Source organism: Oscillospiraceae bacterium, assembly GCA_025757985.1.
In the GTDB taxonomy this organism is placed as follows: Bacteria; Bacillota; Clostridia; order Oscillospirales; family Ruminococcaceae; genus Gemmiger.
Genome location: CP107210.1, coordinates 508,835 through 531,064, shown reverse-complemented (window position 1 = coordinate 531,064; position 22,230 = coordinate 508,835). Strand labels below are relative to the sequence as shown.

Genomic DNA, 22,230 nt, shown 5'->3' with positions numbered 1-22,230 from the left:
TTCTTTTTGGCGCTGCACACGGCAAAAGCATTGCAGCGATACCTTTATAACAGTCATTATAGCAGATTTCGATAAAGTCTGCGTTAATTTTTTCTTAGCAGAAATTTTATACCGGCAGGTGTATACTAATCTCATCAAACAGAAAGGAGCAACCGCAAGTGATAAACAAAAAAGCAATCGCCCAGTCGGTGCTGCTGTTGGCCGCCGTTTTGATGATCGGCTTCGGCATCTGGCGCGGGGAGGCAAATACGGTGATGGCAAAGGCTATCCGGTTGTGTATGGAGTGTGTTGGCATTGGATAAGAAAAAAAGTTCTTTTCTGGCCCGTTTTCGGGGCTGGATACAGGCAGGCGCAGCGCTGCTGACGAACATCCACCTGCCGAATTTTGCCAAGGGTGTTCTGTATCAGGGCAAGGGAAAAACAGTCTGTGTACCGGGGCTGAACTGCTACTCCTGCCCGGGCGCGGCGGGGGCCTGCCCGATCGGCGCGTTTCAGGCTGTGGTCGGCTCGTCAAAATTCCGGTTTTCCTATTATATTACCGGCATCCTGATTTTGTTGGGGGTGCTGCTGGGGCGGTTTATCTGCGGCTTTCTCTGCCCGTTCGGCTGGCTGCAGGAGCTTTTGCATAAGATCCCTCGCCCAAGCGCTCCACCAAGCGACTGAAGCCGCTGCGCTATCTGAAATACGCCGTGCTGCTCATCATGGTGGTGCTGCTGCCTGCGCTTGTTGTCAACGAGATGGGAATGGGTGATCCGTTCTTCTGCAAGTATCTCTGCCCGCAGGGCGTGCTGGAGGGTGCGATTCCCCTCTCACTGACCAATGCAGGGATACGCGCCGCGCTCGGCAAGCTGTTCAGCTGGAAGCTCTGCATCCTGCTGGCGGTCGTTGCTGCCAGTGTGGTGTTTTACCGCCCGTTCTGCAAGTGGCTCTGCCCGCTGGGGGCCTTTTACGCGGTCATGAACCGAGTATCTCTTTTCCAGATGCGGGTAGACACCGACAAATGCGTGTCCTGCGGTGCCTGTGCGCGGGCCTGCAAGATGGATGTGGATATTACAAAGACACCAAACCACGCGGAGTGTATCCGCTGCGGTATGTGTATAAAATCCTGCCCCACCAAGGCGATACACTATCAGTACGGCTTTGGCGATAAGGCAGATAACAGTAAGGAGATTTGAGTATGAAACGAATTGCAGCAATTTTGACCAGCATGGTTCTGGTATTTTCCCTCGCCGCCTGCGGCAGCCAGCAGGCAGGCCCCGCCGCCGGCAGTGAAGCAGCCTCCACCGCCAGCAGTGAAGCAGCCTCCGCCGCCAGCAGTGAAGCAGCCTCCACCGCACAGACAAAAACCGAGGAGCAGCTTCTTGCAGAGGAAAACGACATTCTGGGCGCGAACGATGAACTGTGGGAAAAGGTTTTTGCCTCGATGGACAAGAATGTGACGCAGACCACCCTCAGCAACAATTACGGCGAGTTCCTTATGAGTGCCGTGGACAACGCGAAGGATCAGTTCACCGAGGAGGAGTACGCCTCCCTCAAGGCGGACGCGGATAAGATCCGTGAGATCGAAAATCAGATCGCAGCCCTTCCTCAGGAGGATGCCGCCAGCCAGAGCGCAGCGGAGAACGGCAGCACCTTCCCCCAGTTTGAGGGTAAGGACCTTGACGGCAACAGCGTTGACAGCAGCCTGTTTGCCAACAATGCGTTCACCGTTGTAAACTTCTGGTTCAGCGGCTGCAAGCCCTGCGTGGATGAGATGGATGACCTTGACGCACTCAACCAGCGCATCAAGGAGCAGGGCGGCGAGGTCATCGGCGTCAATACCGAGACACTGGACGGCAACGCGGACAACATCGCCACCGCCAAGAAAATTCTGGAATCCGCGGGCGCATCCTTCCGCAATATCTACTTTGACCCGAACGGCGAGGCCGGTAAGTTTGCACTGGGCATCATGGCCTTCCCCACTACCTGTGTTGTGGACCGCCAGGGCAACATCGTCGGTGAGCCGATCATGGGTGGCATTGATCAGGAGGCCAACATGGCTACACTGCAAAAGCTGATTGACGAAGCTGTTGCAAACGACACCGGAAAATAACAAAAGATAAAGCACAGCCGTACCGAACCCCTGCTGCCCGATGGACAGCAGGGGTATGGTGCTGCCCGGGCAAAAACATTTACCGCATTGTGTCCCAAAACATCATACTTCTGGACTTGATTAGAGGGCAGTATCGTGGTAATATTAAAGAAATAGCACGAAACGGAGAAATACACGGTGACCAAGAAGGAACTCGCAGCGGTCTGTATTGCGCGGCTTAAGGCCGAATACCCGGCAAGTGACTGCACGCTGGACTATGACCACGCATGGCAGCTGCTGGTGTCGGTGCGGCTGGCAGCCCAATGCACCGATGCACGGGTGAATGTCGTTGTGCAGGAGCTGTTTGCCCGGTTTCCCGGCGTCAGGGAGTTGGCCGCCGCCAGCCCGGAGGAGATCGAAGCCATTGTCAAGCCCTGCGGGCTGGGCCATAGCAAGGCGCGGGACATTTCCGCCTGTATGCGGATGCTGCGGGATAAATTTGACTGCCGTGTGCCCGATGATTTTGATGCGCTGCTCTCCCTGCCGGGGGTTGGCCGCAAAAGCGCCAACCTGATAATGGGGGATGTCTTCGGCAAGCCGGCCATCGTGACAGATACCCACTGCATCCGCCTGTGCAACCGCATCGGTCTTGTGGACAACTGCAAGGACCCGGCTAAGGTCGAGAGGGAGCTGTGGAAGATCATTCCCCCCGAGGAGGGAAACGGCTTCTGCCACCGCCTGGTGGATCACGGCCGCGCAGTCTGCACGGCGCGCACAAAGCCTTACTGTGACAAATGCTGTCTGGCCGATATCTGCCGGGCGCGAAAGGAATTTGCCAATGAATAAAACGACGGAAAACCGCCTTGGCGGCGAGCTGCGCAGCCAGCAGACCGCCCAACGCCTGCTGGAGGAGCTGCGCGATGGAATCTACGCTGCCGCACCACAGCTGCCCAGTGAGTTGGAGCTGGCTGAGGCGCTGGGGGTTAGCCGCACCGTGGTGCGCGATGCCCTGAGTGAGCTGGAGCGCGACGGTTATCTGGAGCGGGTGCGCGGCATCGGTACGCTTGTCAACCGTGATGTGCTGATGGTTGAGAACCGCATGGATCAGAAGCTGGAGTTCAACAAGATGATCCGCGCAATCGGGCGAGTGCCGCACAGCGATAACCTGATGGTCACACGGGAAACCGCAACGCCCGAACTGATGGAGCGGCTGGCCCTTGACCCGGAGAAGGAACATACGCTGGTGTTTGTGCGCCGCCGCGTGCTGGCAGATGAAACGCCGGTGCTGTACTCCACCGATATTCTGCCGCTGGCACTGTTCGGCGGCAAGCGGCTCGATTCGATCGACTTCAGCCGCCCGATTTTTGAGATCGTTGAGCAGCACTGCCGCGTGGAGGTAGCCGAGACATTGACAACGCTGCACGCTGTAATGGGTTCACCGGGCATCCGCCGCCAGCTGGGGGTGCGGCCTGATCAGGCGCTGCTGCAGCTGGATGAGATCTGCTACTCCCGCACCTGCAAGCCGGTGCTTTGCTGCCAGACCTGCTACACGGATTTCTTTGATTTTGCCATGGTGCGCAAACTGGTTTGATTGTAAGCGGCATACCGCCGCTTAGAATATAGAGCTATTATAAAGGGGATTGTGTATGAGACATTTGATCGACCCGGCGGATTTTACGCTGGAAGAAACGCTCAGCCTGATGGACCTTGCCGACCGTATCCACGATGATCCGGCCGCTTATAAGGATGTTGCCGCGCGCAAGCGTCTGGCAACGCTTTTCTACGAACCGAGCACCCGTACCCGCCTTTCGTTTGAGGCGGCCATGCTGAACCTGGGCGGTCAGGTGCTGGGTTTCCCGGATGCCGGTGTTTCCAGCGCCTCCAAGGGCGAGACCGTAGCCGATACCATCCGCGTGATCAGCTGTGTGGCAGACATTGCCGCCATGCGCCACCCCAAGGAGGGCGCCCCGCTGCGCGCGTCCCGCTACAGCCGCATTCCGGTCATCAACGCCGGTGACGGCGGCCACAGCCACCCCACCCAGACGCTGTTGGACATGATGACGATCCGCCAGCGCAAGGGGCACTTGGATCATCTGACCATCGGCTTCTGCGGCGACCTCAAGTTTGGCCGCACGGTGCACAGCCTGATCAAGAGCCTGTCCCGTCTGCCGTGCATGAAGTTTGTGCTCATCTCACCCGAGGAGCTGCGCGTGCCGGACTACATCATCAGCGAAATCCTCGAGCCTAACAACATCCCCTATGTTGAGACACGCAACATGGAGGAGGCTCTGCCCGATTTGGACGTCCTCTACATGACCCGCGTCCAGCAAGAGCGGTTCTTTAATGAAGAAGATTACATCCGTCTGAAAAACAGCTATGTCCTGACAAAGGAAAAGCTGGCTCTGGCCCCCGCGGATATGCCGGTGCTGCATCCCCTGCCCCGTGTGAATGAGATCACGCTGGATGTGGATGACGACCCGCGCGCAGCGTACTTTGACCAGGTGCAGAACGGTGTCTATATGCGCATGGCGCTGATCATGACTTTGCTGGGTCTCAAAGACCCCAAGACCGGGGAGGTAGCGTTCAATGTTGAAGGTTGATGAAATCCAGAACGGCGTGGTCATTGACCACATTACCGCAGGCACGGGTCTGGCGCTCTACCACATGATGGAGCTGGAAAAGCTGAACAATGCCAGCGTGGCACTTTTGCAGAACGTCCGCAGCCAAAAGGACGGAAAAAAGGACATAATAAAGATCGAGGGCGATGTCAGCAAGATGAGCTTTGACGTTCTCGCCTATGTCGACCCGAAAATCTCCATTACCTTTATCCGGGACGGCAAGGTGACGGAGAAGAAACACCCCGAGCAGCCCAAGCGGCTGGTCAACGTCATCAAATGCACGAACCCGCGCTGCATCACTTCTATCGAGGAGGGCTGCGACCATATTTTTGCACTGACGCCGAGCGGCCGTTACCGCTGCATCTACTGCGAGCAGGAGTTCCGCGTCAAACCGTAAAGTGAGGTAACTGCGATGGAAAAGCCAAAGTTTCATCTGAATCCCAACGAGGAGATTGTCAAGACCATCCGTGAGGGTTTAAAGCGTACGGGCGGATACTGCCCCTGCCGTCTGCAGCATATCCCGGAAAATATCTGCATCTGCAGCGAGTTCAAGCAGCAGCTGGCCGACCCGGACTATCACGGCCCCTGCCACTGCGGCCTGTATGTGAAGGATTGAAGGCTGTTCCGAAGCTAAGGCAACACCGCACAATTCCCGCCTGACGGCTTAAGCACCGCTCCGGCGGCTGCGGCACGGCATCTGCGTTGCCAAAATGCTCGATAAGACATCCAGTATTATCTGCGCTTTTGGCTTAGCAGCTGCCGCACCTCGCTCGCCGTATCGGCACTTAGAATTATGCGGTATTGCCCTGATAAAAATAGGGAGGCATCCGTCTGCTACAGGCGGATGCCTCCCTATTTGTTTGTGCAGCGGCGTTACACACAGGCCGTCAGGGTGTCCTGCGTCAGGATGATGTGCCCGTTTGCATCGGCATCGGCCGTGTAGACTGTGCCGGGCTGGGCAGTGCCATCGGCGATCCTGTCGGCCAGTGCCTGCTCTACTGCACGGCTGACCGTGCGGCGCAGCTCCCGCGCGCCGTAGGGCGGCACCTTATCCCCTGCCAGCGCCTTGGCGGCTGCGGCAGTATGGCGCAGGGTGTAGCCCTGCCCGGCTGCGCGTTCCTCCAGCTCGCAGAGCAGCCGGTCGGCAATGCCTGCCAGCTGTTCCGGGCCGAGCGGGTCAAACAGCACGGTCTCGTCCAGACGCCCCATCAGCTCGGGGCGGAAGAACTCCCTCGCCTCCCGGATTGCCTGCTGGCCGCGGCGGTCCTTTTCCGCCCCGGCAGCGCCGAAGCCCATGGGGGCCGTCTGCCCGGCAAGGCACCGCGCACCCAGATTGGAGGTAAGCAAAATGATGGTGTTGGAAAAATCCGCTCTGCGGCCCTGTGCATCGGTCAAGGTGCCGTCCTCCAAAATCTGCAGCAACAGATTTTGAATATCGCTGTGTGCCTTTTCGATCTCATCAAACAGCACAACGCTGTAGGGGCGGCGGCGCACAGCCTCGGTCAGCTGGCCGCCCTCGTCGTGGCCTACATAGCCCGGAGGCGCGCCGATGAGCCGTGCCACGGTGTGACGCTCCATATATTCGGACATATCAAAGCGCAGCAGTGCCTTCTCGCTACCGAACCAGCCCTTGGCCAGTGTGCGGGCCAGCTGGGTCTTACCCACACCGGTAGGCCCCAAAAACAGCATCGCGCCGATGGGACGATTGTTCTCCCGCAGGCCGGTGCGGCTGCGGCGTATAGCGGCGGCTACCGAGGCTACAGCCCGCGGCTGGCCGATGACCTCTGCGGCAAGGCGCTGCTCCAACTGTGCAAGCCGCTCACGCTCGGCCTCCCCCACACGCTCGGCGGGTACACCGCTCGCCTTGCTCACCACACGGGCAATGTCTGCCGGGGTCAGCGCTTTTTTCTCGCTGCTGTTTTCGGCAATGCGGCGTGCAGCCGCGGCTTCGTCCAGCAGGTCGATGGCCTTATCGGGTAGATACCGCCCCGGCAGATACCGCACACTCAGCTCGACTGCCGCATGGATGGCTGTGGACGGGATGGCCACCCCATGGTAACGCTCATACCGGGGCATCAGGCCCGCGAGAATCGTTTCGGCAGCGGTTGGTGTCGGCTCCTCGACCATCACCCGCCCGAACCGCCGCTCGAGCGCAGAGTCCTTCTGGATTGTCTTGCGGTATTCCTCCGGCGTGGTCGCACCGATGAGCTGTATCTCCCCGCGCGCCAGCATCGGCTTTAGGATGCTGGCGGCATCGATAGCCCCCTCCGCTGCCCCGGCACCGGCAATGATGTGGATCTCATCAATGAACAGGATGGTCGAGCGGTCGCGGTAAAGCTCCTCAAGCAGGTTTTTAAAGCGCTCCTCGAAATCACCGCGGTATTTCGTGCCCGCCACCATCGAGGCCATATCGAGCGATAAGACCCGTTTGCCCCGCAGGGCCGGGGTAATCTGCCCAGAGGCAATGCGTTGGGCCAGCGCTTCGGCCAGTGCGCTTTTTCCGACACCCGGCTCCCCCAGCAGGCAGGGATTGTTTTTCTGGCGGCGGCAAAGGATCTCCACCATCCGCTCCAGCTCACTGTCACGGCACAGCACCGGGTCCAGACGACCCTCCTGTGCAAGGCGTGTCAGGTCGCGGCCGTATTTTTCGCTGGGTCGGCCCGTGCGGCTGGCTGCCATCCGGGGCTGTGCGGGCAATACCAGCTGACCCGAGAGCTGGCGGCACTCCCGCGCGGCCTGCGGCAGCTCGACACCAAGGGAAAGCATCCAGCGGCTGGCTGTGCAGGTGGAATCCTCAAGCATGGCGCAGAGCAGATGCTCATTTTCGGCCCGGGCAGCACTGGAAGCGTGCGCCCCCAGCACAGCAAACTCCATCGCCTTGCGCAGCTCCGGTGCAAGGTCGCAGCGGTGCAGCCTGCGCGGTGCGCCTTCGGCCCGGGCGGCGCTGCAGTTGGCCAGCGCTGTGGTGGTGACCCGCTTGCGGCGCAGGAAGTCTGCTGCACTGCCGCGTGCCGTCTGCACCAGCGCCAGCAGCAGATGGCCTGTGTCGGCCTGACAGCAGCCCTGCCGACCTGCCAGTACCAGCGCGGTGCGGACGGTGCGCGCCGCCGTGCGTGAAAAACCTTTGTAGCTGTAGACCCAGAACATCTGCATATCCTCCTCTTGTATCTGCCCATTGAAAGTATAGACGCCGGACGGATAAATAATCATCGAAATCGGTTGAATCAGGATATGACAAATTCCCGAATTAGTGGTATAATAATGCAGTTACACGCAATCTGTACCTATGAGGTGGTCTTTCATGCACAAATTGATGCGCTATATCAAGGGCTATGAGCGACAAGCCCTGTTGGCACCGCTATTCAAGATGTTGGAGGCCTGTTTTGAGCTGTTTGTACCGCTGGTCATCGCCAGCATCATTGATACAGGCATCAAAAACGGGGATGCAGCTTTTATCTGGACGCGCTGCGGCCTGCTGGTTCTGCTGGCTGCCATCGGTCTTGCCAGCAGCCTGACGGCCCAATACTTTTCAGCCACGGCGGCACTGGGCTTTGGCACGGCGCTGCGCAGGGACCTGTACCGTCATATTGACACGCTGAGCTACAGCGAGCTGGACGGTATCGGTACCCCCACGCTGGTCACGCGGATGACCAGTGACATCAATCAGGTCCAGAACGGTGTGAACCTGACCCTGCGCTTGCTGCTGCGCTCGCCGTTCATTGTTATTGGCGCACTTATCATGGCATTTTCAATCAGCCCCAAACTGACGCTGCTTTTCCTCGGCGTTACCGTTGCGGTTTCGCTGATCATCTGGGCAATCATGCGGATCACGGTGCCGATTTACCATGAGGCACAGAACGGCCTTGACCGTGTGACGCTGCTGACCCGTGAAAACTATGTGGGTGCCCGTGTGGTGCGCGCCTTTGCCCGGCAGGCCGATGAATTGGCTGCCTTTGTCGAGACGAACGATCATTTGAAATCGCTGCAGTTTGCAGCGGGCCGCATCTCCGCCCTGATGAATCCCCTGACCTATCTGGTAGTCAACCTCGCCGTGGTAGCGTTGCTGCTGCGCGGCGGCATGGAGGTCGATGCCGGTGCGCTGACTCAGGGTGAGGTTATCGCGCTGATCAACTATATGAGCCAGATCCTTCTGAGTCTGCTGCGTCTGGCAGACCTGGTCGTCTCTGTAACGCGCGCGTTGGCCAGCGGTATGCGTGTGAATGAGATTCTGAACACCCGCACTACGATGGAAGACCCCGGTACGGCACCGCTCGCGGTTGACGGTGCTGGCGAGGCGGTCCGGTTTGAGCATGTGGATTTCACCTATCATGGTGCGGGCGCACCCAGCCTGACCGATATTTCCTTTGCGGCCGGCTGCGGCGAGACCATCGGCGTGATCGGCGGTACCGGCAGCGGCAAATCGACCCTGATCGATCTGATCTGCCGCTTTTACGATGCCGACCGCGGCACGGTGACACTGTTCGGCCATGATGTAAAGCAGTACAGCTTTGCACAGCTTCGCAGCCTTGTAGGCATCGTACCCCAGCAGGCGGTGCTGTTTACCGGCACCATCCGCGACAATATGCAGTGGGCCGCCCCAAATGCCACCGATGCGGAAATCTGGGAGGCGCTTGAAATCGCACAGGCCGCAGATTTTGTCCGCAGCAAGCCCGGCATGCTGGATGCCCCTGTGGAAACGGCCGGACGCAACTTTTCCGGCGGGCAGCGCCAGCGGTTGACGATTGCACGCGCACTGGTACCGAAGCCGAAAATTTTGATTCTCGATGACAGTGCCTCCGCGCTGGATTTCGCCACCGATGCAGCCCTGCGCAAGGCCATTAAAGAAAAAACGCAGGGTATGACGGTCTTTATCGTCTCCCAGCGCGCGGCGAGCGTGCAGCGCGCTGACCACATTCTTGTGCTGGATGACGGCACTTTGGCCGGTGATGCCCCCCATGCCGCACTGCTGCAGAGCTGTGAGGTCTATAAGGAAATCTGCCTGAGCCAGCTGAGCAAGGAGGAGGTGGCCAAAACACTATGAGCAAGACATCGAAGAAGCTTGACCGCAATACGATCCAACGCGTTCTGCAGCTGATCCGCCCCTACAAGGGCATGGTCATTCTTACGCTTACATTGGCGCTCATCACCGTTGTCACCACCCTGCTTGCACCGGTGCTGGCCGGCAGGGCGGTCGATAAGATCGTGGGGCCCGGGCAGGTCGATTATCAGGGGCTTGGCCGCATCGCATTGGCTATGGCTGCCACGATCGCCTGCACGGCGCTCTCCCAATGGCTGATGAATGTTGTCAACAACCGCATCACCTTTCAGGTCGTGCGGGATATGCGGGTGCGCGTGTTTGAGCAGCTTGAGATTCTGCCACTGAAATATATGGACGCCCACCGCCCCGGCGATGCGATCAGCCGCATCACGACCGATGTGGAGCAGTTCAGTGACGGCCTGCTGATGGGATTTACCCAGCTGTTTACCGGTGTGCTGACCATTCTGGGTACCCTGGGGGTCATGCTCTATATAGACTGGCGCATCGCGCTGGTGGTCGTGGCGCTGACACCGCTCTCCATTTTTGTGGCGCGCTTTATTGCGACACACACCTATTCTATGTTCCGGGTGCAGAGCGAGACCCGCGCCGAGATGACCAGCCTTGTGGAGGAGCTGATCGGCAACGAGCATCTGGTTCGCGCCTTCGGCTATGAGGCGCGCGCCGAGGAGCGCTTTGACCGTATCAACCGCGACCTGCAGCGCTGCGGTGTGCGGGCAACCTTCTTTTCTTCGACCACGAACCCCTGCACCCGCTTTGTAAATTCACTGGTTTACGCCTCGGTCGGCATACTGGGCGCATTTGTTGCGATTGCCGGCGGTATCACGGTCGGTGAGCTGAGCGTCTTTTTGAACTATGCCAACCAGTACACAAAGCCCTTCAATGACATCTCCGATGTCATGACCGAGCTGCAGAATGCGCTGGCCTGTGCGCAGCGGGTGTTTGATCTGATCGATGAGACACCGATCATCCCTGATGCCCCCGATGCCGTGAGCCTGCCCCACGGCGCCGGCAGCGTGGCCTTTGAGCATGTGCGGTTCCGCTATCAGGACGATGTACCCCTGATCGAGGATATGAACCTCAAGGTCGAGCCGGGGCAGCGCATCGCGCTGGTCGGTCCGACCGGCTGCGGCAAGACCACCCTTGTAAACCTGCTGATGCGGTTCTATGAGATCAACAGCGGCACGCTGCGGGTGGATGGACACCCCATCGACACGGTAACGCGGGACAGCCTGCGCGCCAATCTTGGCATGGTGCTGCAGGAAACATGGCTCAAAGCCGGTACGATTGCAGAAAACATCGCCTACGGCAAACCGGACGCCACCCGCGAGGAGATCATAGCCGCAGCCAAGAAGGCGCGCGCCCACAGCTTTATCTGCCGCCTGCCGAACGGATACGACACACAGGTTGCCGAGGACGGCGGCAATATCAGCCAGGGGCAGCGGCAGCTGCTCTGTATTGCGCGGGTCATGCTGCGGCGTCCGCCGATTCTGATTTTGGATGAGGCCACCTCCAGCATTGACACCCGCACCGAGGTGCTGGTGCAGGATGCCTTTGAGGAATTGATGAAGGGCCGCACAAGCTTTATTGTGGCCCATCGCCTGTCCACCATCAAAAATGCTGACCAGATTCTGGTGATGAAGGCCGGCAACATTATCGAGCGCGGTACGCATGATGAACTGCTGGCGCAGGGCGACTTTTATAAGCAGCTCTACGAAAGTCAGTTTGCCAAGGCGTAAGCATAGGGTCAAAATCTGGGAAAGAAAAAGGAGATTCTACTATGAGCAGCATTATCATTCCGGAAGGGTACCAAAGCCTGCTGGGGCTGTATGACACCCAGAAGGCCATCGGCCTTATCAAAACGATCTTTCAGGAAAAGCTTTGCATGGCACTGCATCTCAAGCGCGTCACGGCTCCCCTGTTTGTCATGCAGGGCAGCGGTTTGAATGATGACCTGAACGGTGTAGAGCGCCCCGTTGCGTTCGATGTGCCCAGCCTGAACGAACAGGCCGAGGTCGTCCACAGTCTGGCTAAGTGGAAGCGCTATGCCCTGTACAAGTACGGCTTCCGCCCCGGTCAGGGCATTGTGACCGATATGAACGCCATCCGCCGTGATGAGGAGCTGGACAACCTGCACAGCATCTATGTTGACCAGTGGGACTGGGAGCGTGTTATTACCGCTGACCAGCGCACGCTGGATTTTCTGCGGGAGACCGTCCGCGACATCGTGGATGCGGTCTGCGCGACCTCGGATGAGCTGCGCTGGAAGTTTCCTGAGCTGAAGAACATTCATCTCGACCGCGATGTAGCTTTTATCACGACACAAGAGCTGGAGGACCTCTACCCGGAACTTACCGCCAAGCAGCGCGAAAACGCCTTTGCCAAGGAGCATGGCACGGTTTGCATTATGCAGATCGGCGGCAAGCTCCGCAGTGGCAAGCCCCACGATGGCCGTGCCCCCGACTACGATGATTGGGCGCTGAACTGCGATATTCTGTTCTGGCACAAGCCTCTTGGTTGCGCACTGGAGCTGTCCAGCATGGGTATCCGCGTGGATGCTGAATCGCTGCGCCGCCAGCTGGACGAGGCAGGCTGCCCCGAGCGCGCAGAGCTGCCCTTCCACAAGATGCTGTTGGACGGCACGCTGCCCTTGACGATGGGCGGCGGCATCGGCCAGAGCCGCCTTTGCATGCTGCTGCTCGGCAAAGCTCATGTAGGTGAGGTTCAGGTCAGCCTTTGGGATGATGCCACGGTAAAAGCCTGCCGTAATGCCGGTGTAGAATTGCTGTAAGTCTTGACAAAGCGCTGCTGTTTGTGGTATTATTATCTAGTACCCGCTAGTATAGCACAATTGGCAGTGCAGCTGATTTGTAATCAGCAGGTTGCAGGTTCGATTCCTGTTACTAGCTCCATACGAAAGAGCGCTGCAAGGTTTAATTTTACCTTGCAGCGCTCTTTTTAGTTGTTAAACTATGCCTTTTCCGGTGTCGTATATTTTCAGTAAAAACTCCCGGCTGCAATCAAGCGACCGGGAGTTTGTTTAGTATGGCATCGTTGAGGAATTATTTTGTATGCAGCGCGTTCTGCAGGGCACAATACTCCTCCAGCGTAAGCTGTTCGGGGCGTGCGCGTTCATCAAGACCGGCTGACTGCAGCGCGGTCAGGACCTGTGCCTTGGGCAGGTGCAGGCCGTTGGCAATGGCGTTGGCTGCGGTCTTGCGGCGCTGTGAGAAGGCAGCGCGGATCAACGCAAAGAAGGCGGCCTCGTCACCGTTCGGAACCTGTACGGCGGGAGTCTTGCGCACATCCAAGCGAATGACGGCGCTTGTCACCTTGGGGGCGGGGTAAAAGCTGCCGGGCTGCACGCTGAACAATAATTTCGGCTCCGCATAATAGGCCACCGCGTAGCTGATCGCACCCGCATCGCGGGTGCCAGGGGCGGCGCACAGACGCTGTGCGGCCTCCTTTTGCACCATGACGGTGATGTTCCGGATAGGCAGCTTTTCCTCCAGCAGGCGCATCAGGATCGGGCTGGTGATATAGTACGGCAGGTTGGCACAGACAGCCACCGGCTTATCGCCAAACTCCTCAGTCAGCAGCGCCTTCAAATCCACCTTGAGGACATCGTTCAGTACAAGCTTGAAATTATCATACCCTGCCATCGTCTCCTCAAGGAGCGGCGGCAGACGCTTATCTACCTCGATGGAAACGACCTTATCCGCGCGCTTGCAGAGCTGTTCGGTCAGTACACCGATGCCGGGGCCGACCTCAAGGGCACCCCAGCCGGGGCCGATGCCGGCGGCTTCGGCAATGCGGGGACATATACCCGGGTTAATGATAAAATTCTGGCCAAACCCTTTGGAAAGGGCAAAATCGTACCGCGCACAGAGGTCACGGATGGTAGACAAGTCGGTCAATGTGGGCACGGCGGCTTCCTTTCAGCGTATATCAGTTCTGGCCGGTCAGCGACATGGCCGCATTAACGGCCTTGCTGATCTGCGGGTCAGTGTCGATCGTGTAGTCGTAGTAGGAGTTCTGTTCATCAACAGAGAGTGTCGCGTCAATATCGGGCTTCAGACCCTCGTTGTTCCAGCTCTGATCCTCGTTGTCGAGCAGCAGGCCGGAGGTAATATAGGCGGCAGAGCCGTCCGAGAAGCTCTGCACATCGCTGAGTACAACGCCCATACCGGCCGTTTTGGTGCCGACAATCGTGGCACCGCCCATCTTGCGCAGGGCATTGGCAAACAGCTCGGCACTGCTGGAGGTAGCTCCATTGACGAGGCAGACCATCGGAACATTGATCTCGTTCTCATCGGACATGCGCAGCACGGTCACATTGCCGTCCTTATCCTGCTGCTTGGCGATCTCACCGGAGGGTACGCAGTAATCCGCTGCGACAAGCCCTGCATTGAGGTTTTCACCGGCGTTGTCGCGCAGGTCAAACACCAGACAGGTTGCCCCCTGCTGCAGCAGGTTGTCCACGGCAGTTTTAAACTCGCTGGCGGTGCCTGTGGTAAAGGCGTCGATGCGCAGATAGCCGCAGGTGCCGGCGGTCAGCTGGCTTGTTGAGATGGTGGGGGTCTTATAGTTGGAGTGTACAAGGCTCAGCTGCTGCTCCTGACGGTCGGGCGTCAGGTAGGTGATGACTGTGGTAGTGCCCTCCTCACCCAGCAGGCGGGAGGTCAAACGCGCGGTAGATCCGATATTTTTGGTGGATTCCTCGCCAATGGCAGTGATAAAGCCGCCGACCTGCAGGCCGGCCTCACTGGCGGGGGAATTGTTGTATACGCGGATGATGCGCGCATAGCCGGAGGAGGCATCGTTGACAACGGCCACGCCGATGCCGGTGAGGGTGCCCTTCTCGATGGCCTGCTTTTCGCTGTACTCCTTGGCGGTATAGTAGACAGCATATCGGTCGTTGATGCCGCTCATATAGCCGGCGGCCAGCTTATCGTTCAGGGTGTCCTCATCAATGGTGAAGAACTCCCCTGCGCGGACAAAGCGGTCGATCTCCGACAGCTTGTTGTACTGGCGTTCCTTATTTTTGACGCTGGACACGGTCGTGTTGAACATCTTCATCGACACGACCATCGTCAGCGAGAAGGTGACAGCCATTGCGATGATGGCGATGGTGGCTGCCACGCCGAGACTGATTTTTTTGCTCATGGCTCTGATGGCTCCTTACTATTTTTGCGTTTATGCCCCGTAGGCAAGGGAGAAAAATACCGTAGAGAAAAGGCTCAGCACCATAAGAACGGCGACCACCAGACAAAAAATGCGCACGGCGGTTTTATGCTTCTGCGGCTTCATAAGGACTCCCCTTTCTTAGGATAAGTAATTCATGACATTGACCAGAACATTGTTGACCTTCATTTCCAGATGCAGGTGATTGCCGGTGGAGTTGCCGGTGGAGCCGACATACCCCAGCGTCTGTCCTTTGGAAACGCTCGACCCGACGCTGACGATGGGCGCACTGTTCATGTGGGCGTACAGTGTGGAATAGCTGTTGCCGTTGTCATCCTTGCCGTGGTAGACCTGAACATAATAGCCCCAGCTGTAGTGGTAGGCGGCTGCGGTGACAACGCCGCCGCTGACGGCGTAGATCTCGGTGCCGCCCGGCGCGGCATAGTCGGTGCCGCGGTGGCCGTTGCCGCCAAAGTAGCAGGAAACATACTTATAGGTGGCAAGCGGGCGGCCAAAATCCAGCGAGCATTGTATTGAGGCGTTTCCGTAGGCCTGGTTGGCGGCGTTCAGGGCTGCATCCAGCTCTTTGGCTGCCTCGTCCACTTTTTTGTTGGCCTCGATCTGGGCCTCTTTCAGGGCCTGTTCCTCGGCCTCCGCCTTGGAGATGCTCTCGTCTGTCTGGGAGATATTCTCCGCAAGCTCACTGGTTTTGCTGTTCAGTGCGGCCTTCTGGGCCTCGTAGTCGGCTTTTGTTGCCTCCAGATCCGCCTTGGCCTGCTCCAGTTCGGCGCGCTGCTGCTCCAGCTGGGTATGCTCGTCCTCAAGCTGCTGGCAAATCTCCTCGTCCTTGCTGACAATCTGCTCCAGTGTGGTGGCAAAGGTAAGCAGCTGGTACAGGTTGGTCGCACTGGACAGCAGCGCAATGGAACCGCCGTCATTCAGTCGCTGCATCGCGCGCATACGGTCCTTGAAATCTGCCCAGCGCTGATCGTATTCAGCCTGCTTCTGGTCAACCTCCTGCTGCTTTTGATTGATCTCGTCCTGTTTGTTGACGATATCATTATCCAGACCGCCGATCTGCTCGGTCAATGTGCCAATCTGGCTGAGCAGCAGTGATTTTTGCTGCTCCAGCTGTGTTTTGAGCGCCTGCGCGTCCGCTTTGTCGCTCTGTGTTTCTTTCAGCTGTTGGTTGACTTTTTCCAATGCGGCCTGCTGCTCCTGCAGCTTTTGGCGCAGGTCGCTGACACTGGCAGCCGCCAGCGGCGTCATAACGGTGGAAAGCGTCATCGTCATGGCAACTGCTACGCTGAGCAGCAGTGAGATAAATTTTTTGCTGTGCGAAAAATGCTTCATCTTTGTTTGCAATTCCCCTGCTCGTTGCTGTTATACATTCAGATGCTTGCGGATGCTGGTGGCGGTGCCGAGGCCGCAGAGCACAAAGCCCAGCAGCACAAAGCCGCCGACAATGTAATACCATACATTTTCCAGCGGAACCAGCTGACCGCCGAACATCTGCGAGAGGTTGGACGGGTTCTCGGCATACCAGCGGCAGAGGGCATAGTACGCGCCGCAGACGATGCCGGAGGCAAGCGCAGCGGAGATCAAGCCGGAGGTAACACCCTCCACAAAGAACGGGAAACGAATAAAGCCGTTGGTGGCACCCACCAGCTTCATGATGCCGATCTCCTTGCGGCGGTTGAACACCGTGATCTTGATTGTATTGTTGATGACCACGATGGACACGATAGCCAGCACCGCTACAATGCCGTAGCAGGCGTAGTTGATGACGCGCTGCAGTGAGGTAAAGGTGTCTGCCATGGCAAGCGGCGCCTTGACGCTGGCCACGCCATCGATCTGCATCAGCTGGGCGGAGACGGCCTCAATGTTGTCAGGGTCATCCACCGTCACGCGGTAGTTGGGCGTGAACGGGTTATCGTCCTGAAAGACCTGCTGCAGGTTGGTATAGTCCTTAAGCATATCGCCGTAGGTCGCAAGAACATCCTCGGGCGACATGTAGGTCACACCCACAACATGGGGGGTGTTGCGGATGGCCGCATCGGCAGCGGCGATCTGGTCCTCGGTGGCATCGTCCATATAGATGACCGTCTCATTCTGGTTGCCGATATATTCGACCATATAATCAATGTTGACGCCCAGCAGGTAGGCAGCGCCGATCAGCAGCATGCAGACGGTCAGCACGCCCATCGAGGCAAAGGTCATAAGCCGGTTGGCACGCAGATTGTGCAGGCCCTGACCGACAAGGTAGGTAAAGCTGGAAAAACGCATGGTGTCCCCTCTTTAATATCACAGATCAGTCTTCATCGTAGTCGTAATCGTCCTCTTCCCGCTGGGCCATAGCGGCTGCGTAGCGGCGGGCGGCCTCGGGGTGCGCGGTGTCGGAGGCAACCATGCCGTTGGCCAAAGTGATGACGCGGTTGCCATACTTGCGGGCGAGCTTATGTACCAGCTCATGCTCATGGGTGACGACCACAACGGTGATGTTGACCTTATTGATGGCCTCAAACAGCTGCATGATGTCCATGGACATCTCAGGGTCGATGTTGCCGGTGGGCTCGTCCGCGATGATCAGCTTGGGGCCGTGGGCCAGCGCGCGCGCTACGGCGACACGCTGCTGCTCGCCGCCGGAGAGCTCGTCCGGCAGACGATCCATCTTGTCCTCAAGGCCGACAAGCGAGAGCGCGAAGGGCACGCGGTCCTTGATCTTTTTGGTGGAGATGTTCGTCACACGCATGGCGAACGCCACATTCTCATAGACGGTCATGGTCGGAATCAGGCGGAAGTCCTGAAAGACAACACCCATCTGCCGGCGCAGATACGGCACCTTGCGCCGGCGGATCTTGGTCAGATCCTGCCCATTGATGAATACCTTGCCCTCAGTGGGCTTTTCCTCCATCTGGATCAGCTTCAGAAAGGTAGATTTGCCTGCACCGGAGTGGCCAAGGATAAAGACAAATTCGCCCTCCTCGATATGGATGTTGATGTCCTCCAACGCAACATTTTCATCGTTGTGGGTCTCATAGGTTTTATATACATGCTCAAAATCGATCATTGAGGATTCTCCTGCCGCAGCGCGGCTGTCCTGTTTACGGTTACAGTCATACATATAATAGAATACCATGCAGCGCGCCTGCGGTCAAGGTGTTTTCCGGCTGCCAAAAGCAGAAAAATGGCGCTGCCTTGCGGTGCAGCGCCATTTGTGAAAGTTTTATTAAAATCAATATTTGGCCGGATTGGCGGAGAGGTACTTCTTGACCATCAGGGCCACCTTAAAGACGATGGCATCATCAAAGTTGCGCAGGTCAAGGCCGGTCAGCTTGCGAATCTTTTCCAGACGGTAGACCAGCGTGTTGCGGTGGACAAACAGCCCGCGGCTCGTTTCCGAGACATTCAGGTTGTTTTCAAAGAAGCGCTGGATGGTGAACAGCGTCTCAGCGTCGAGACTGTCAATGCTCTCCTGCTTAAAGACCTCCCGCAGGAAGGCCTCGCAGAGGGTCGTGGGCAGCTGGTAGATCAGGCGGGCGATGCCCAGATGGTCATAGCTGATGACCTGACGCTCGGTGTCAAACACCTTGCCGACCTCCATTGCAATCTGTGCCTCCTTAAAGCTGGAGGCCAGATCCTTGATGTTGCCGATGGGGGTGCCGATGCCGACCACGGCCTTGATGTAATGGTCGCCCTGCAGCGTATCCACAATGGAGGCAGCCAGCTTTTCCATATCGCGGGTGTTGTTGTCCGGCTTGATCTCCTTGACGAGGACGGTGTCCGTCTCGCTGATGTTAAAGACAAAGTCCTTCTGCTTGTCCGGGAAAAGACCGCTGACAACATCATAAGCGGAAATGTCATTGCCGGAGGTCACGCGGATGAGCAGCACAACGCGCTGTACATCGGAGACAAAGTGCAGCTCGCGGGCCTTGGCGTAGATGTCGCCGGGCAGGATGTTGTCCAGCACGACATTTTTTATGAAGTTTGTCTTGTCGAACTTTTCATCGTGATACTGCTTGATGCTCTGCAGGCTGATGGACAGCATGGCGGCAAACTGCTCCGCCGTGGTATCGGTGCCCTCCACAAAGACGGCGTAGTCATTATGCTTGGCGTTGGAGAACTGATGGTAGGCATAGCCATCGCGCACAAAGGCATCGCCGGCCGTCTGGCGGACGGTAGCTACGCCCTCGCGCACCTCACCGATCTGCCCCAGTTCGGAGCAGGAGATCACGGTGCCTGTCTCGTCGATAACGCCGACAACACGGTCCACTGCGTCCTTCATCTGGTACACCACATTCTGGAATACCCTGTTAGCCATAATATGTGACTCCCCTTTTGCTGTTATTTAGACAGTCTGCACCGGCGTGCAGTGCGGGCTATACATGTTTGGCAAAACTGCCGTTTGGTAATCTGCCCGAAAACCAAATCTTCATAATGTATATTTTACACAATTCACTTGGCTTTTGCAACATATTTTCACGAAAATCGCAATATTTTCTTGTACATTTTTCAAATCGAGCAAAAAAATGTACCCGCCGCAGGGTTTGCGGCAGGTACAGCGTCCGTCATTTTGACGATTTTCCGGTTTTTGTCTGGTCAAGCGCGCCTGTGCCGCCCTCGACAACACCGCGGTGCTGGAATACATAGGTGATGCTGCGGAAGAAAATCTTCAGATCCGCCCAGAAGGTCAGGTGCGCGGCGTACTCGCCGTCATAGCGCGCCTTCACATCAATGGGCAGCTCATCGCGTCCGTTGACCTGTGCAAGCCCCGTCAGGCCGGGACGAATGTCATTGGCGTGTACCTTGTCCCGCGCTTCGATCAGATCATACTGGTTGTAGAGCGCCGGGCGCGGGCCGATGACGCTCATCTGCCCGGCCAGAATATTGTAGATCTGGGGCAGCTCATCAAGGCTCGTCTTACGCAGAAAGGCACCGCTGCGGGTTATGTAGCTGTCGGCATTCTTCAACAGATGGGTCGGCACATCGTGGGGAGTATCTCCGCGCATCGTGCGGAATTTAAGAATGTTAAAATGCGTTTTGCCCTTGCCGACACGGCGCTGCTTGAAAAAGACCGGCCCCGGGGAATCCGCCTTGATCCACAGCGCAATGATCCCCATTGGAATTGCCAGAAGGATCGTGGCGGCCAGTGACAGGATAATATCGAGCAGACGCTTTACATAACGCTGATACATAGGTCAGTCCTCCTTGGCAGCGGGCTTGTCCCCCTGCAGCTTGCGGTTGACTTCTTCCTTGGAGAAGATGGCCGTGTTGCCGGTGGCGGCCACAACGGTATGGTCTGCACGCACACGCCGGTTGGGGTGATAGGTGGGCACCATCTCCTGCAGAATGTCAACAACATCGTTATCGTTGTGACGGGCGGCCGTTTTGAGCGTCTGCAGATCGGTGTAAAATTTTTCAAGGTCGATCTGCATCGGCGGCGCAATGAAGATCTTGTTGTGGGCCGTCTTGGCCATCTTGTCCTGCTCTGTGTCCATGAGCAGCTCCTCATACAGCTTTTCGCCGGGGCGCAGGCCGGTGATCTTGACCTGCATGTTGACGCCCGGCTCGTAGCCATAAAAGCGGATCAGCCGGTTAGCAAGGTCCATGATCTTGACCGGTTCCCCCATATCCAGCACATAAATGCTGCCGCCCTTGGCAAGTCCCCCCGCCTGCAGCACCAGCTGCGCAGCCTCGGTGATGGTCATAAAGTAGCGCACAATATCCGGGTGGGTGATCGTCACGGGGCCGCCGCGCTTGATCTGCTCCTCAAACAGCGGGATAACACTGCCGTGGCTGCCCAGCACATTGCCGAAGCGCACAGCTACGCAGGTCATGTCTGTGCCGCGGGAGAAGGTCTGGATCAGCATTTCACACAGGCGCTTGGTACAGCCCATGACATTGGTGGGGTTGACGGCCTTATCGGTGGAGAGCTGAACAAAACGCTCCACGCCGTGCTCCGCCGCAGAGGTCAGCAGATTCTTAGTGCCGAACACATTGTTCTTGACGGCCTCGGCCGGGCTGATCTCCATAAGCGGCACATGCTTGTGGGCCGCAGCGTGAAAGACAACGGACGGATGGTAGGTGTCAAACACCTCATCCAGACGGGCTTTGTCGCGGATCGAGCCGATCAGTGTGATGACGGGAGCCTCCGGGCCGTACTTGTTTTTCAGCTCTGTCTCAAGCTCGTAGGCACAGTTTTCATAGATGTCGAAGATCAGCAGCCGGCGCGGCTGGTAGCGCATGATCTGGCGGCAAAGCTCACTGCCGATGGAGCCGCCGCCGCCCGTGACCAGCACGACCTTGTCATGCAGATACTCCGAGATCTGGGCATTGTTCAGCTGGATTTCATCGCGGGAGAGAAAGTCGGCCGTGTTCAATTCACGGAAGCCTGCTGCGACAGGATTGCCGTTTTCATCGACAGCCTGCGGGTCGCTGAGCATCCGCACACGGCAGTGGGTAGAGTTGCAGAGGTTGATGATCTCACTGAGGCGGTCGCCCTTGACGGTGGTGATGGCAATGACGATCTCGAGGATATGATATTTGCGCACAAGCTCCGGTATGTCAGAGATCGTGCCGCGCACAGGCACACCCTGCACGCGCAGACCCTTTTTGGTCAGGTCATCGTCCACCAGGCAGACCGGGTTGCCGAAGCTCTGGTTTTTGTTTTTGCAGAGGTTGACCGCCCATGCACCGGCATTGCCAGCGCCGACGATCAGCAGCGGCGTATCATCCTCCGGCTTGTTGGCCTTGGTATCCTGCACGGTGCGAAGCAGACGCCACAGGAAGCGCACGCCTGCGATTGCCGCCGTATTGAACACCGCGCCAAAGATCAGCACGGCACCGGAGATTGGGCGGTTGTGGTAGATGAGGTCAAACAGCATGATCAGGCCGGTAGCCAGACCTGACAGGCAGGTCAGGCGGGCAAGGTCCCGCATACCGGCATATTCCCACATGATCTCATACAGGCCGCCGAACCAGAATACGATCATATAGATCGGCAGCACATACAGCAGCATGGGAGCCATGGCGCGCACGATCTCTACGCGGCGGTAGGCATCGCCGCTGTCAAAGCGGAGCATTACGGCCAGCCAGTAGCATACTACGATAAGCCCGCAGTCCAGCAGCATCAAGGCGATGCGGCGCGGCAGACCCTTAATGATTTGTTTGGAATCCTGTTGCATCTGTTTCGTCCTTTACCAAAGTTCTATTCTCTATACCAAAGGGGGGCCGGTTGAACGGTACCCCTGCTAAATGCAGCCATATAAAAGTATTATAACACACAAATGCCCCGTTTGTCC

At 57.7% G+C, this 22,230-nt stretch carries 19 protein-coding genes, 1 tRNA gene and 1 pseudogene; 12 read left to right on the top strand and 9 right to left on the bottom strand.

Annotated features, from left to right (window positions below; genetic code table 11):
* Window positions 1-161 precede the first annotated feature (161 nt).
* The 8 genes and pseudogenes from OGM67_02620 (at window position 162) to OGM67_02585 (ending at window position 5,305) form a co-directional block, all read left to right on the top strand.
* Entirely contained in the window at window positions 162-302 is a 141-nt protein-coding gene (locus tag OGM67_02620) for a CD1871A family CXXC motif-containing protein (protein ID UYJ36182.1), read from the top strand.
* Window positions 295-1,175: pseudogene (locus tag OGM67_02615) on the top strand (4Fe-4S binding protein). Before OGM67_02620 ends, OGM67_02615 begins: the two are co-directional and overlap by 8 nt.
* Before the next feature lie 2 nt (window positions 1,176-1,177).
* Entirely contained in the window at window positions 1,178-2,092 is a 915-nt protein-coding gene (locus tag OGM67_02610; protein UYJ35247.1) for a TlpA family protein disulfide reductase, read from the top strand.
* A 177-nt stretch (window positions 2,093-2,269) separates the two neighbouring features.
* Window positions 2,270-2,917 (top strand): endonuclease III, encoded by a 648-nt coding sequence (locus OGM67_02605; GenBank protein ID UYJ35246.1) that lies wholly within the window; start codon window positions 2,270-2,272, stop codon window positions 2,915-2,917.
* Window positions 2,910-3,662: a GntR family transcriptional regulator gene (locus OGM67_02600; protein UYJ35245.1), complete on the top strand. Its 753-nt coding sequence runs from the start codon at window positions 2,910-2,912 to the stop codon at window positions 3,660-3,662. Before OGM67_02605 ends, OGM67_02600 begins: the two co-directional genes overlap by 8 nt.
* Window positions 3,663-3,717: 55 nt before the next feature.
* Window positions 3,718-4,671 (top strand): aspartate carbamoyltransferase, encoded by a 954-nt coding sequence (gene pyrB / locus OGM67_02595; GenBank protein UYJ35244.1) that lies wholly within the window; start codon window positions 3,718-3,720, stop codon window positions 4,669-4,671.
* Window positions 4,658-5,086 carry an aspartate carbamoyltransferase regulatory subunit gene (locus OGM67_02590; protein ID UYJ35243.1) on the top strand — a complete coding sequence of 143 codons (429 nt, stop codon included), beginning with the start codon at window positions 4,658-4,660 and terminating at the stop codon, window positions 5,084-5,086. Before pyrB ends, OGM67_02590 begins: the two co-directional genes overlap by 14 nt.
* Window positions 5,087-5,101: 15 nt before the next feature.
* Complete coding sequence (locus OGM67_02585) at window positions 5,102-5,305, top strand: ferredoxin thioredoxin reductase catalytic beta chain (GenBank protein ID UYJ35242.1); 204 nt, start codon at window positions 5,102-5,104, stop codon at window positions 5,303-5,305.
* Between the two features lie 257 nt (window positions 5,306-5,562).
* On the opposite strand, the gene OGM67_02580 is transcribed toward OGM67_02585, so the two are convergent.
* Window positions 5,563-7,899, bottom strand: coding sequence for an ATP-dependent Clp protease ATP-binding subunit (locus OGM67_02580; GenBank protein ID UYJ35241.1), 2,337 nt, complete (start codon window positions 7,897-7,899; stop codon window positions 5,563-5,565).
* Window positions 7,900-7,990: 91 nt separating this feature from the next.
* Here OGM67_02580 and OGM67_02575 point away from each other — a divergent pair, with 91 nt between their 5' ends.
* The 4 genes from OGM67_02575 to OGM67_02560 all read left to right on the top strand — a co-directional run bounded on the left by OGM67_02575 (window position 7,991) and on the right by OGM67_02560 (window position 12,657).
* A complete protein-coding gene (locus OGM67_02575; protein ID UYJ35240.1) occupies window positions 7,991-9,730 on the top strand; it encodes an ABC transporter ATP-binding protein/permease in 1,740 nt (579 codons plus the stop codon).
* Window positions 9,727-11,484: an ABC transporter ATP-binding protein/permease gene (locus OGM67_02570; protein UYJ35239.1), complete on the top strand. Its 1,758-nt coding sequence runs from the start codon at window positions 9,727-9,729 to the stop codon at window positions 11,482-11,484. The genes OGM67_02575 and OGM67_02570 overlap by 4 nt, the downstream gene beginning before the upstream one ends.
* Window positions 11,485-11,525: 41 nt before the next feature.
* Window positions 11,526-12,536, top strand: coding sequence for an aspartate--ammonia ligase (gene asnA, locus OGM67_02565; protein UYJ35238.1), 1,011 nt, complete (start codon window positions 11,526-11,528; stop codon window positions 12,534-12,536).
* A gap of 45 nt (window positions 12,537-12,581) precedes the next feature.
* Window positions 12,582-12,657, top strand: a tRNA-Thr gene (locus OGM67_02560).
* A 150-nt stretch (window positions 12,658-12,807) separates the two neighbouring features.
* On the opposite strand, the gene rsmA is transcribed toward OGM67_02560, so the two are convergent.
* From rsmA to OGM67_02520, 8 genes are all read right to left on the bottom strand, one after another.
* Complete coding sequence (rsmA, locus tag OGM67_02555) at window positions 12,808-13,671, bottom strand: 16S rRNA (adenine(1518)-N(6)/adenine(1519)-N(6))-dimethyltransferase RsmA (GenBank protein ID UYJ35237.1); 864 nt, start codon at window positions 13,669-13,671, stop codon at window positions 12,808-12,810.
* A gap of 22 nt (window positions 13,672-13,693) precedes the next feature.
* A complete protein-coding gene (locus OGM67_02550; protein ID UYJ35236.1) occupies window positions 13,694-14,911 on the bottom strand; it encodes a S41 family peptidase in 1,218 nt (405 codons plus the stop codon).
* Between the two features lie 159 nt (window positions 14,912-15,070).
* Window positions 15,071-16,282: a peptidoglycan DD-metalloendopeptidase family protein gene (locus OGM67_02545; protein ID UYJ35235.1), complete on the bottom strand. Its 1,212-nt coding sequence runs from the start codon at window positions 16,280-16,282 to the stop codon at window positions 15,071-15,073.
* A gap of 30 nt (window positions 16,283-16,312) precedes the next feature.
* A complete protein-coding gene (gene ftsX, locus OGM67_02540; GenBank protein UYJ35234.1) occupies window positions 16,313-17,215 on the bottom strand; it encodes a permease-like cell division protein FtsX in 903 nt (300 codons plus the stop codon).
* Window positions 17,216-17,240: 25 nt separating this feature from the next.
* Window positions 17,241-17,999 (bottom strand): cell division ATP-binding protein FtsE, encoded by a 759-nt coding sequence (gene ftsE, locus OGM67_02535; GenBank protein UYJ35233.1) that lies wholly within the window; start codon window positions 17,997-17,999, stop codon window positions 17,241-17,243.
* 165 nt (window positions 18,000-18,164) lie between these two features.
* Complete coding sequence (locus OGM67_02530) at window positions 18,165-19,250, bottom strand: helix-turn-helix domain-containing protein (GenBank protein UYJ35232.1); 1,086 nt, start codon at window positions 19,248-19,250, stop codon at window positions 18,165-18,167.
* A gap of 247 nt (window positions 19,251-19,497) precedes the next feature.
* Window positions 19,498-20,124, bottom strand: coding sequence for a sugar transferase (locus tag OGM67_02525; protein ID UYJ35231.1), 627 nt, complete (start codon window positions 20,122-20,124; stop codon window positions 19,498-19,500).
* Window positions 20,125-20,127: 3 nt separating this feature from the next.
* On the bottom strand, window positions 20,128-22,113 hold the full coding sequence (locus OGM67_02520; GenBank protein ID UYJ35230.1) for a polysaccharide biosynthesis protein: 1,986 nt from the start codon (window positions 22,111-22,113) through the stop codon (window positions 20,128-20,130).
* Between the last annotated feature and the right edge of the window lie 117 nt (window positions 22,114-22,230).

What these genes read in the sequence shown, in the direction of transcription:
- OGM67_02580 (UYJ35241.1), bottom strand. Translation starts at nt 7,899, where the DNA reads ATGATTATTTATCCGTCCGGCGTCTATACTTTCAATGGGCAGATACAA.
- OGM67_02585 (UYJ35242.1), top strand. Translation starts at nt 5,102, where the DNA reads ATGGAAAAGCCAAAGTTTCATCTGAATCCCAACGAGGAGATTGTCAAG.
- pyrB (UYJ35244.1), top strand. Translation starts at nt 3,718, where the DNA reads ATGAGACATTTGATCGACCCGGCGGATTTTACGCTGGAAGAAACGCTC.
- OGM67_02610 (UYJ35247.1), top strand. Translation starts at nt 1,178, where the DNA reads ATGAAACGAATTGCAGCAATTTTGACCAGCATGGTTCTGGTATTTTCC.
- OGM67_02570 (UYJ35239.1), top strand. Translation starts at nt 9,727, where the DNA reads ATGAGCAAGACATCGAAGAAGCTTGACCGCAATACGATCCAACGCGTT.
- OGM67_02530 (UYJ35232.1), bottom strand. Translation starts at nt 19,250, where the DNA reads ATGGCTAACAGGGTATTCCAGAATGTGGTGTACCAGATGAAGGACGCA.
- OGM67_02545 (UYJ35235.1), bottom strand. Translation starts at nt 16,282, where the DNA reads ATGAAGCATTTTTCGCACAGCAAAAAATTTATCTCACTGCTGCTCAGC.
- OGM67_02525 (UYJ35231.1), bottom strand. Translation starts at nt 20,124, where the DNA reads ATGTATCAGCGTTATGTAAAGCGTCTGCTCGATATTATCCTGTCACTG.
- OGM67_02590 (UYJ35243.1), top strand. Translation starts at nt 4,658, where the DNA reads ATGTTGAAGGTTGATGAAATCCAGAACGGCGTGGTCATTGACCACATT.
- ftsE (UYJ35233.1), bottom strand. Translation starts at nt 17,999, where the DNA reads ATGATCGATTTTGAGCATGTATATAAAACCTATGAGACCCACAACGAT.
- ftsX (UYJ35234.1), bottom strand. Translation starts at nt 17,215, where the DNA reads ATGCGTTTTTCCAGCTTTACCTACCTTGTCGGTCAGGGCCTGCACAAT.
- OGM67_02600 (UYJ35245.1), top strand. Translation starts at nt 2,910, where the DNA reads ATGAATAAAACGACGGAAAACCGCCTTGGCGGCGAGCTGCGCAGCCAG.
- asnA (UYJ35238.1), top strand. Translation starts at nt 11,526, where the DNA reads ATGAGCAGCATTATCATTCCGGAAGGGTACCAAAGCCTGCTGGGGCTG.
- OGM67_02520 (UYJ35230.1), bottom strand. Translation starts at nt 22,113, where the DNA reads ATGCAACAGGATTCCAAACAAATCATTAAGGGTCTGCCGCGCCGCATC.
- OGM67_02550 (UYJ35236.1), bottom strand. Translation starts at nt 14,911, where the DNA reads ATGAGCAAAAAAATCAGTCTCGGCGTGGCAGCCACCATCGCCATCATC.
- OGM67_02575 (UYJ35240.1), top strand. Translation starts at nt 7,991, where the DNA reads ATGCACAAATTGATGCGCTATATCAAGGGCTATGAGCGACAAGCCCTG.